The organism is Pedobacter sp. 01T416_2 (assembly GCF_056398925.1).
In genome coordinates, this window is the sequence record NZ_JBFTQI010000079.1 from 1 (window position 1) to 11,934 (window position 11,934).

General features: G+C 36.7%; 7 protein-coding genes. 5 read left to right on the forward strand and 2 right to left on the reverse strand.

Annotated elements, in window-relative coordinates:
- Window positions 1-32 precede the first annotated feature (32 nt).
- The 5 genes from AC1DPQ_RS05430 (at window position 33) to AC1DPQ_RS05450 (ending at window position 10,523) form a co-directional block, all read left to right on the forward strand.
- On the forward strand, window positions 33-3,350 hold the full coding sequence (locus tag AC1DPQ_RS05430; protein ID WP_477581561.1) for a DUF4175 family protein: 3,318 nt from the start codon (window positions 33-35) through the stop codon (window positions 3,348-3,350).
- Between the two features lie 497 nt (window positions 3,351-3,847).
- Complete coding sequence (gene ybeY / locus AC1DPQ_RS05435) at window positions 3,848-4,285, forward strand: rRNA maturation RNase YbeY (protein ID WP_477581559.1); 438 nt, start codon at window positions 3,848-3,850, stop codon at window positions 4,283-4,285.
- Between the two features lie 599 nt (window positions 4,286-4,884).
- Window positions 4,885-6,747: an ABC-F family ATP-binding cassette domain-containing protein gene (locus AC1DPQ_RS05440; RefSeq protein WP_477608296.1), complete on the forward strand. Its 1,863-nt coding sequence runs from the start codon at window positions 4,885-4,887 to the stop codon at window positions 6,745-6,747.
- A gap of 145 nt (window positions 6,748-6,892) precedes the next feature.
- Entirely contained in the window at window positions 6,893-8,755 is a 1,863-nt protein-coding gene (gene mnmG / locus AC1DPQ_RS05445; protein ID WP_477608298.1) for a tRNA uridine-5-carboxymethylaminomethyl(34) synthesis enzyme MnmG, read from the forward strand.
- Between the two features lie 121 nt (window positions 8,756-8,876).
- Window positions 8,877-10,523 carry an Ig-like domain-containing protein gene (locus tag AC1DPQ_RS05450; protein ID WP_477608300.1) on the forward strand — a complete coding sequence of 549 codons (1,647 nt, stop codon included), beginning with the start codon at window positions 8,877-8,879 and terminating at the stop codon, window positions 10,521-10,523.
- Between the two features lie 136 nt (window positions 10,524-10,659).
- Here AC1DPQ_RS05450 and AC1DPQ_RS05455 read toward each other — a convergent pair whose 3' ends face one another.
- Together AC1DPQ_RS05455 and AC1DPQ_RS05460 are read right to left on the reverse strand one after the other, a co-directional pair.
- On the reverse strand, window positions 10,660-11,172 hold the full coding sequence (locus AC1DPQ_RS05455) for a gamma carbonic anhydrase family protein (protein ID WP_477584925.1): 513 nt from the start codon (window positions 11,170-11,172) through the stop codon (window positions 10,660-10,662).
- 100 nt (window positions 11,173-11,272) lie between these two features.
- Window positions 11,273-11,934 (reverse strand): FAD-binding protein (locus AC1DPQ_RS05460; protein ID WP_477608302.1); only part of this gene is annotated, 662 nt, incomplete at its 5' end.

The window sequence follows — 11,934 nt, forward strand, 5'->3', positions numbered from 1 at the left end:
TTGATTAGAACTATTTTTACATTTACGGTGATATGGTGAGCAATAACTACAGCGATTTATTACGGAAGATAGATGAGTTTATCCGCAAATTTTACCTGAATAAAATTTTGCGCGGGAGTATTTATGCCGCTGCCATACTTTTAGGCCTATATCTCCTTGTTTTTTTGAGTCTTTATTACCTCAATCCAACCGCTGGTTTTAAAACCTTTGTATTTTTTGCTTATTTACTCGTTGGGGCCTTACTTATTGGCTTTCTAATTATCAAACCATTACTTTCAATGCTCAAATTGGGCAAACACCTTACTTTCGACGAAGCATCGGTTATCATCGGAAATCACTTTTCCGATATTAAGGACAAATTGCTCAACACCTTACAACTTCATCATTTATCTGAAAATCATCCAGAAAACAACCACCTCATTCTCGCGAGTATCGATCAAAAGATCCTTGAGCTTAAACCTGTTCCATTTTACAGCGCTGTTAGCATTAACGATAACCGGAAATATTTAAAATATCTTTTTGTTCCCCTTTCTATTATTCTGCTTATTGCTATTATCGCGCCTGCAATTCTACGCGAGGGCACAATTAGTTTTTTTAAGTACGATGAATACATTGCACCTAAAGCGCCTTTCAGTTTCACGGTTTTAAATAAAAGTTTAACAGTTACCCAGGGTGATGATGTAACCCTAAACGTAAAACTGTCCGGTGATGAACTTCCTGCCGAAATTTACGTTGAAGACGGAAAAAATACCTATAAACTCGAAAAGGAGAACATTAGTAAGTTTAAGTATAGCATCAAAAATATACAGAGCGATAAAAAATTGGTTTTTAAAGGTGGTGGCTTTAGTTCGTCGGTGTTTACGGTTTCGGTTAAACCGCGTCCTGAACTATTAAATGCAACCGCGACTTTAAATTACCCTGCTTATCTGGGCAAAAAACAAGAATTAATTGCCAATGTTGGCGATATGCTCCTACCCGAAGGCACAAAAGTTACCTGGAACTTTAAAACTGGCCAGAGTAGTTCACTGCTTTTTATTTTAAATGGAACTGAAAATGTTTTAAAAGTTGAAGATAATGAATCAGCCTTTAATGCAACCATTAGGAATAATTCAAAATATAGCATCACRCCTAAAAACCAATATGTTACGCTCAGAGATTCTTTGTCGCATCAAATCACGGTTGTTAAAGATCAATCTCCTAGTATTTCTGTTGAAGAAAAATCAGATTCAGTAAGCAACAAAGCCTTGTACTTCAGCGGTCAGGTTACTGATGATTATGGTTTTAGCCGCTTAAGTTTTAAATACAATATCAAAGAAAATAACCGCATTGTGGGTACAATTACCAAAAATATTGCCATTAAAAGCAATGCGACAGAAAATACCTTTTTCTATTTCTGGGATTTAAAAACAGCATCGGCCAAACCTGGTCAGGAAATTGAATATTATTTTGAAGTAGCCGATAACGACGGTGTAAATGGCGCAAAAGTTACCCGATCGGAAATCAAAACCTTTAAACAGCCTACTAAAAAAGAAACTGCCGAACAGGTAAATGCAAGCAACCAGGCTTTAAAACAGAAAATGCAATCGGCCATACGCCTGGCCAATACCATCGAAAAAGAAAGTAAAAAGGTGGCCGAAAGCCTCATCGATAAAAAACAGATTTCTTTCGAAGATAAAAAACAGATTGAAGCCCTTTTAGACAAACAAAAACAGCTTGATGAGGCTGTAAAAGAAATAAAAGAGCAGAACGATAAAAATATCCAGCAACAGGAGGATCAAAAGCAAACTGAAGAGCTCCTAGAAAAACAGAAACAGATTAAAGACCTGTTTGATAATGTACTGGATGAGAAAACAAAAGAACTTTTGCAAAAGCTGCAAAACCTGATGAATGAGAAAAATAAGGACCAAACGCAGAATGAGCTCTCGAAAATGCAACTGGACAATAAAACCCTTAAAAATGAACTCGACAGGATTCTAGAACTCTACAAACAATTAGAATTTGAACAAAACCTTCAAACCGATATCGATCGTTTAAACGAACTGGCTAAAGAACAAAAGGAACTTGCTGAGCAAACCAAAGATAAAAAACAGGACAATGAATCGTTAAAGCAAAAACAAGATGCACTTAACAAGGAGATGAAAGACCTGAAAGATGATTTAAAAAAGCTGGAAGAAAAAAATCAGTCGCTTGAAAGGCCTAATCCTTTCGAAAATCCTGAAAAAGATGTGCAGGATATACAAAAAGAACAACAGGACAGTAAAGATGCTTTAGATAAAAAGGATTCGAAAAATGCAAGCCAGAAACAGCAAAAAGCTGGCGAGCAGATGGAAAAGTTATCTAAAAAAATGAGCGATATGCAGCAGCAGGGTGAAGAAATGGAAAACAACCTGAATGCCAAAGAGTTGCGACGCCTCTTGGAAAACTTATTGACCACTTCTTTTGATCAGGAAAAAGTAATGCTTGCTTTAAAGAAAATGACCGCGGCCGATCCTTCTTATACCAGCAACGTTCAGAAACAGCGTAGCATTAAAGATAACCTTAAAACGATCGCCGATAGCTTATATAGTTTAAGCAAACGCGTTCCACAGATAGAATCGACAGTTAACGAGGAGATGAACAAAATCAATTTCAACCTGGATAAAAGTTTGGAAAGTTTGGGTGATAGAAGAACGCCTGAGGCTAACCGTTTTCAGCAGTTTACCATGACTTCTATCAATAATCTAACCTTGATGTTGAGTGAAGCGCTAAGTCAGCTGCAAAATATGCAGAAAAACGGTAAGGGCGGCAGTGGAAAGAAACAAAAGCAAGGGATGAAGCAGCTTTCGCAGATGCAGGAACAGCTGAACAAAAGCATGCAAAAAGCCCGCGAGCAAATGCAAAAATCTGGAGATAATCAAGGAAAAGTTGGCAAAGGACAAATGAGCCAGGAGTTTGGTAAGATGGCTCAGCAGCAACAAATGATCCGCCAGGCGCTCGAAAAGATCAATCGTGAAGAGAACAAAGACGGCACAGGTAAAATGGGCAACCTAAATGAAGCCATTAAAGAAATGAAAAAGACCGAGAGCGATCTGGTTAATAAACGTTTGCAACAAGAAACCTTAAACAGGCAAAAAGACCTCTTAACCAAGCTATTAGAGGCAGAAAAAGCAGAACGCGATCAGGAAGAAGACGCTAAACGGGAAAGTAAAGCAGCTAAGGAGTTCCCTCCATCTTATCAAAAAATGGTCGATCAGTTTAAAAAACAGCAACAAAGTGGTAATGATATGTTGCAAAAACTACCTCCAAGCTTAAATTATTACTATAAAAACAAGATCGCTGAATATTTGAAATCGTTGAATATGGAACGATGATACCCATACAGTTCATCGTGGTCGAACTAGATTCTTATCGAATTTGTCACGTTGAGCTTGTCTAAACGCTTTATAAGGCATCTTACAGGTCTTTCGACAGGCGACCATTGACATAATTTTACAAATTATTATTAATCAGTATTTTAACTACTTTCGCATTTCCATCTAGCTAGGCCATAGCACGGTATCCCCGTTCTACTTAAATCCGGCCTAACAAATTTTTCGGGCTGCACTGTTCTAGCCTCACAACTCGCTTCAAAAGAAAAATTTTCAGCCGGCATTTTTTGTTTCTTTTTGATGCCAAAAAGAAAGAGCCCTTCGGCGGCGGCGAGCCGAGGCAAGACCGTGGTTTATGGCAAAAGAAATCAATTATACGTCACTCATAGTGATTTTTATAAAATAAATTATCCTTCAGGATGACAATTCTATATTTATGATACAGCCCCTATTCATCACTTTAAATTTTTAGTTAAATTTGCAGCCATAAACACCACAATATGCCTGCAATATCATTTTTCACAGAATCAGTTAGCTATAATCTTCCTCAGAAACTTAAGGTAAAGAAGTGGATTAAAGCTACGATTGAAAAAGAAGGTTTCAAATTGCAGGAACTTAATTTCATTTTCTGTAGCGACGAATACCTGTTGGGCATCAACCAACAATATTTAAACCACGATACCTACACCGATATCATTACTTTCGATAATTCTGAAGAAGAAAAACAGATTGTAAGCGATATTTTTATAAGCATCGAGCGTGTTAAAGAAAATGCTAAAACCTTCAAAACGCTGGAATTTGATGAGGTTTGCCGCATTATGATTCACGGTACCCTACATTTATTAGGTTACAAAGACAAAGGAAAAGTGGCTAAAACCCTTATGACTCAGAAAGAAGATGAGTACCTGGGTTATAGAGCGGAAGTTGGATTAGTTTAGTCTACCCTCTTCCTCCCCAGGATGTCATTCTGAGCGCAGCGAAGAACCTTTTAATGATTATCACAGCACTTTCATTCTCTACCTTCTCGTTTGAGTTTGCATTCCATCGTTTGCAGATTCTTCATTGCATTCAGAATGACAATAGAATCTCCTCAGTTGCTAAGTCCAAGTAAATAATACCCCTTCCTAATTATTTTTAATGCCGTTCGTCTAATAGTTATGGGCGTTCGTCGACAATTAGACTATACTGGTATAATACACCTAAATTTCCTGCAACATTTTCAACCAACTGCAGTCTTATATTCAAAAAACGACAATTAAATAATGCGCTAGAATTTATACCCTGTGCATTATATCAAGATAAAGTTTAGTTTTAGTTAATGATTGAAGCAGCGGTGGRGCGAGTCCGACCGCTGTTTTCTTTTTACTGAAATAATGCAACTAATGACAAATGAATTACTGAACAGATAATCCAATGCATCAATATTCTGCCATTTTTAGCTGATACAGAAGCCCTTTACAATTTGATTATGCCGTTCCAAATATTTTATACTTACTTTTGCACTAATTTTCCTTTATAAATCCGAAATACAAAAAAATTGAGCACACTAATTGCGGCAGAAGGCTTAGGTCATGGTTATCATGACGAATGGCTGTTTAAAAATTTAACCTTAGGTATTAACTCTGGTCAGCGCGTGGCGTTGGTTGGAATTAATGGTGCGGGTAAGAGTACACTTTTGAAATTATTGGCAGAAAGGTTCCCTCCGCTAGAAGGTAAAATTGTAAAAAATAAAGCTGTTAAAATCGGTTTTCTCGATCAGGAACCACAATTTACTGAAGGTTTTTCTATTAGCGACCACATATTCTCTCTTGAGAATAAACAACAACAGTTAATTAAGGAATATGAAGAATTAATTGAAGATCCTAATCCAGACGAAAAAACACTTAATCGTTTATATGAAGAATTAAGCGAACACAATGCCTGGGAATATGAACATGAGATTAAAACCATCTTAAACAGAATGGGCATTACTCATCTTCAGCAGAAAATATCTACCCTGTCTGGCGGACAAAAGAAACGTTTGGCTCTTGCCAAACTTTTAATTGAAGATCCAGAAATTTTGGTGCTTGATGAACCCACCAATCATTTGGATATTGATACCATTGAATGGTTGGAGAAATTATTAACCACTGGACAAAAAACAATTTTACTCGTCACCCACGATAGATACTTTTTGGATAATGTTTGTAATACAATAGTAGAATTAGATAGAGGTAAGATTTTCAACTATAATGGAAACTACGCTTATTATTTAGAGAAGAAATCGGAAAGAGAAGCTTTAGATGCAACGGTTTTACATAAGAACCAACAGCTATTAAAGAAAGAATTGGAGTGGATGAGACKCATGCCACAGGCACGCGGAACCAAATCTAACGCCAGAATCAATGCTTTTTACGATTTAGAGGAAAAATCAAAGAAAAAGGCTGATAATCAGAGTATTAACCTCCAAATGAAGATGTCTCGTCAAGGCGGGAAGATTATTGAGATAGAACACATTAAAAAAGCATTTGATGACCGTCCGATCATCAACGATTTTAGTTACACCTTTAAAAAAGGAGACAGAATTGGCTTAGCAGGAAAAAATGGTACGGGTAAATCTACTTTGCTAAATATCATTACAAGTCAATTAAAGCCAGATGCTGGTAAAGTTGATACTGGAGAGACAACCGTTTTTGGTTATTACAAACAAGGTGGTTTAACTTTCGATCCAAAAGAAAGGGTAATTGATATTGTAAAATCTGATGCTGAATATATCAAGATGGCTGACGGTTCAGTGATTACGGCCTCTGCCCTATTAACCCTATTTCTCTTCCCCCCGAAGAAACAACATGGTATGGTTGAGAAATTAAGTGGTGGTGAAAAGAAACGTTTAAACTTGATGAAAGTGCTAATGCAAAATCCGAACTTTTTAATTTTGGATGAGCCAACAAACGATCTTGATATCGACACGCTGAACGTTCTTGAAGAATTTTTAGAAAACTTTCCTGGCATATTAATGCTGGTTTCTCACGATAGATACCTGCTTGATAAAATGAGTGATCAACTATTTATCATGGAAGGTGAAGGTGTAGTTAAAATTTATAATGGCAATTATTCTGAATACCGTTTAAGTTTAGAACAACCAAAAGTAAAAACAGAAACCAAGAAAACCCCTACCCCCGCTGTAGAACAAACACCTGTTAAAGCGGTAAAAAAATTAAGTTTCAAGGAGCAAAAAGAATTAGAGGATAGTGAAAAAGGCATAGCAGAAACAGAAAACAAAATAGCTTCGCTTAACGAAAGCTTAGTTAAAATTGATGCGACCGACTATGTAAAAATTCAGGAAGTTTCCAGCGAGATAGAATTGCTTCAGGCAAAGCTTGACGAGTTAACCATGCGTTGGCTCGAACTTTCAGAATAACCAAAGTATAATTGAAAGATGTTTTCCACGTTATGTTTCACGTGGAACATCACACAATCGCCGTACTGAATTATTTTTAGCACGACGTAATATTAGGATAAAAACCAATTGTTCCACGTGGAACATTAAAGAAATACAAAATAAAATGTTTTCAAAATACGATTTGATTGTTGTTGGTGCTGGTCACGCAGGCTGTGAAGCTGCTGCTGCCGCTGCCAATTTAGGATCATCTGTTTTATTAATAACAATGAACATGGGCACGATTGCCCAAATGAGTTGTAACCCTGCCATGGGTGGCGTAGCTAAAGGACAGATCGTTCGCGAGGTGGATGCCATGGGTGGTTATTCAGGTATTATTTCTGATAAATCGACTATTCAATTTAGAATGCTTAATAAGTCAAAGGGCCCTGCCATGTGGAGTCCAAGAGCACAGATTGATAGAATGCGTTTCGCAGAAGAATGGCGTTTAGCTTTAGAAAGAACACGCAACCTTGATATATGGCAGGACAGTGTTGTTGGCCTATTGGTAAAAGATAATACGGTATATGGTGTTAAAACATCTTTAGGTATCGAGATAGAAAGTACAGCAGTAGTACTTACCAATGGAACTTTCTTAAACGGCATAATGCATATTGGAGAAAAGAAATTTGGAGGAGGTAGAACTGCCGAAAGAGCATCAACAGGAATTACAGAACAACTGGTAGAACTAGGTATGGAAGCAGGCCGAATGAAAASCGGTACTCCCCCACGCGTAGACGGAAGAAGTTTGGATTATACCAAAATGGAAGAACAATGGGGAGACGAAAACCCAGGTAAATTCTCATACACTGATACCGAAGTTTCGACAGACCAACGTTGTTGCTGGATCACTTATACCAATGGGGATGTTCATGAAACGCTAAAAGAAGGTTTCGAAAAATCACCAATGTTTACTGGAAGAATTAAAGGTTTAGGCCCAAGATACTGCCCATCCATTGAAGATAAAATTAACCGCTTTGCTGAACGCGACAGACATCAGATTTTCGTTGAACCTGAAGGATGGAATACTTGTGAAATTTATGTAAACGGATTTTCAACATCACTTCCAGAAGATGTACAATTTAAAGCACTAAGGTTAATACCAGGTTTCGAACAAGCAAAAATGTTCAGACCAGGTTATGCTATCGAATACGATTTCTTCCCACCTACCCAATTGTCTTTAACACTAGAAACTAAGTTGATCAGCAATTTATTTTTAGCCGGACAGATCAATGGAACTACAGGATATGAAGAAGCAGCTTGTCAGGGTTTCATGGCTGGAATAAATGCACATCAAAAAATCACAGATAAACATGAACTGATCATGAAAAGATCTGACAGTTATATTGGAGTTTTAATTGACGACCTGGTAACAAAAGGAACGGAAGAACCTTATCGTATGTTTACATCGAGAGCCGAACATCGTTTGTTATTAAGACAAGACAATGCTGATATCCGCTTATCTCCTATCGGCCATGAGCTGGGCTTAATTTCTGATGAACGTTTAGAAAAGGTAAATCAGAAAATTGCAAATGCCGATGCTTTGGTTAAGTTCACCAGAAACCAAGGTATCGAAATGAGCGATGCGAATCCAATGCTCGAAAGTTTAGGATCGAGCGTTTTAAATCAAAATGTAAAAATACACAGTTTGGTTGGCAGGCCTCATGTTGGTTTACCTGATCTGATTAAAGTTAGTAAAGCGCTTGCAGAAGCAACCAAAGATTTAGACAATGAAACTATTGAGCAAGCCGAAATCAAAATTAAATATGAAAGTTATTTTGAAAAGGAAAATGAAATTGTAGCCAAAATGCTGAAGATGGAAGACAAAGAAATTAAGCCTGATTTCGATTACAATAAAATTGTTTCCATTTCAAAAGAGGCCAGAGAAAAATTATTTAAGATCAAACCACGTACTTTAGGTCAGGCATCACGAATTTCAGGCGTTTCTCCTTCAGACATATCAGTTTTAATGGTTTACATTAATAAGTAATTGATAATCAATACTTTACCTATTTCAGAGTAGACTTAAAATAAAGCGATATAAGCTAAAAAAAATATTTTTTAATGTTACAGTTCCAAAAAGTATAAAAATTCGTCAGAACGTTTAAAATATGCCAAATTTAAAAGCTCAGTATTTTAACCTTAAAAATTTAGCGGTTGTTATAACCTTGCTCCTATTTTTTGGTTGTGCAAGTATCCAAACACCACAAGGTGGGCCAAAAGATACGAAGCCGCCAAAAGTTTTAAGCATGACTCCAAAAAATCAAACGAGGAATTTTAATGCTAAAAAAATTGTAATCGAGTTTGATGAATATTTTAATCTTAAAGATGAGTTTAAAGAATTTTCAATTTCACCCGATCAGGAAAAAACTCCTGAGTTAAAAAAGAGGCAAAAAAGATTAGAAATTAACCTTAAGGATTCTTTAGAAAAAAATACAACCTACACTTTAAACTTTGGAAAATCTGTAGCCGATGTTAACGAAGGAAATGTAGTTAAAAATTTATCCTATGTTTTTTCTACCGGCCCGGAAATAGATTCGTTATCATTAAGCGGCAAGGTAATCAATTCGCTAACCGACGAACCTGAGAAGGAAGTTACCGTATTTATTCTACCTTTAGAAAGAGACACCATTTTTGGAAAAAAACGCCCATCAATATATACCACTACTGATAGTGCAGGAACCTACAAATTGAATAACCTTAGAAAAGGTACTTATAAAGTGTATGCGGTTAAGGAAAGTAGCGGAGGAGGCGATAAAATATACCAGCAGATTTCGGATGAAGTTGGATTTGTAAAAGACCCTATTGTAATAGATAAAAATATAGAGAACATAGATCTGCAGATATTTAAGGAATTGGCACCAGAATTCCGAGTATTAGACCGAAAACTAAATAACGACGGCAGTATATCAATCATCTTTAACCAGCAGCTTAAAAGCCCTAAAATAACCATTACAGACCCACCAGCTGTTGACGTGGGTAAGTTTGTCCATTTCTCTAAAAATAATGATACCGCCAAAATATGGCTAAAAGACTTAAGCTTCGATTCGGTTAAGGTTGCCATACAAGATCAAGGTAAAGTTTTACAGACCTTAAACTTTACCCGGGGTAAAAAAGACACGTATACACGCGAGGTTACTGTTTCTGATAACTTATTGGGCGGTAAGTTAAACCCTTTCCAACAGTTAACGCTAACCTTTCCTTTTCCAATGACTGCTGCAGATCCATCAAAAATCACCCTTTTAGAAGACTCAGTAAAACGGACAACTTTTGAAGTAGTAAAAGACAGTGTAGATTTCCTTAAATACTATATAAAATACCCTTGGAAAAATAAAAGGACTTATGATTTGAAGCTAGCTGCAGGTGCTTTTACAGCTATATTCAATGCTAAAAACAAAGATGTAACCAAGAGATTTTCGCTCGAAAGCCAGGATGCTTATACTACGCTCGTATTAAATGTTACTGTTCCAGATACCGCTAAAAGATATGTTGTGCAGTTTCTAAACGAAAAAAAGGACATCATAAAATCTTTTCCGGTAAGCAAAAACTCAAAAGTTACTTTTTCTAAATATCCGGCAGGCAAGTATATGCTCAGGGTAATTTACGATGAAAATAAAAACGGAATCTGGGATACAGGAAATGTTAAAGAAGGATATCAACCCGAAAAAGTTTGGTATGTAAAGGCTTTAATGGATTTAAAACCTAACTGGGAACGTGAAGACMCATTGGTGATACCTGCACCACCTAAAAATAATTAAAATAGCTGTCACCCTGACTTGTAGCGCAGCGGAAAGCTACACAGTAAACCGAGCCTTAAGCGAGCTCACCGAAGGTAATTTATTTCAGGGTCTTAATGGCAACAAAGATGCTGAAACAAGTTCAGCATGACGGATACTAAGTGGTAAACCAACCCGAATACATGATATAATTATCAGGCAATTTATTCAATAAAGCCCTTTGCTCATCAGTAATGGGCTTTATTTTTTTTGCAGGCGTGCCAGCATATAAATAACCCGTTTCACATATCGTATTTTCCAATACTACAGATCCCGCTGCAATAATACAATACTCTTCTATAACAGCATGATCCATTACAATGGCACCCATGCCGATTAAAACATTATCCTGAACAGTACAGCCATGCACTATGGCATTGTGCCCTACAGATACCCGGTTACCGATGTGTGTAGAAGCTTTTAAGTAGGTTGCATGAATTACCGCACCATCTTGTATGTTTGATTCATTTCCAATCGTAATGGCATTTACATCGCCTCTAATTACAGCATTAAACCATACCGAGCATTTGTCACCTATTATTACATCACCCACTATTGTGGCATTCTCTGCAATAAAATTGTCTTTTCCAATTTCAGGGTATTTATCTTTTACGGGTAGTATTAAAGGCATAACTCTATTTTACGTCACCCTGAATTTATTTCAGGGTCTTATTATGTATTGTATATATGATACGTACATGCTGAACTAAATTCAGCATGACGATTCCACATTAAAAAACGGTATCTACTAATTCTTTTGCATGTTCAGGATAATCAGTAGTATAATGTAATCCCCTGCTCTCTTTCCGTTGCATGGCAGATTTGATCACCAGATAAGCAGTTTGAATTACATTACGCAATTCGCAAAGTTTAACTGAAACTTTATTTTTTTTATAAAATTCTTCTGTTTCCTGATAAATTAAAAACAAGCGGCGATGTGCTCTTTCCAAACGGAAATCAGAACGGACAATACCCACATAATCGCCCATAACCTTTTGTAGCTCCCTAAGGTTATGTGTTACCAATACATCCTCATTACTTTGGGTAACACCTTTAGAGTCCCACTCTGGGATATGATCGGGAATAATGTTATTTTGAAAGTTCTCGATAGCATCCTGGTAAATACGGTGTGCAAAAACCGTAGCCTCTAATAACGAATTGGAAGCCAAACGGTTAGCCCCATGCAAACCTGTTGAAGAGCATTCGCCACAGGCATATAAATTTTTAATTGAAGAGCGACCATATTCATCAACTAAAATGCCACCACACATATAATGAGATGCAGGTGTAACAGGTATATAATCTTTCGTCATATCTATCCCTATTGATAAACATTTGGCATATATATTAGGAAAGTGTTTCAGAATATCTGCTTTCTTGCGCATGGTAATAT